At 54.1% G+C, this 233-nt stretch carries 1 pseudogene; it reads left to right on the top strand.

Going from position 1 to position 233, the window contains the following annotated elements:
• Positions 1-233, top strand: a pseudogene (locus SB775_RS34080) (zinc-binding alcohol dehydrogenase family protein); the annotation flags it as partial.

Genomic DNA, 233 nt, shown 5'->3' with positions numbered 1-233 from the left:
CCGAAAAACTTGGATTTTGCACATGCAGCCGCACTGCCATTGACTGGATTGACGGCGATGGAAGCCTTGTTCGTGCGCTTGGGGATTTCGAAAAACCCTCAAGACAATGAAGGCAAGAACCTCCTCATTATCGGTGCTGCGGGCGGTGTCGGATCAATTGCTACGCAGATCGCAAAGCTGGCGGGACTTACCGTGATCGGAACGGCGTCACGTCAGGAAACAGTGGAATGGGC

The sequence above is a fragment of the Peribacillus sp. SIMBA_075 genome (assembly GCF_046534585.1).
The sequence above is the reverse complement of the archived record's forward strand: the minus strand, read 5'-3'. Positions and strand labels throughout refer to the sequence as shown.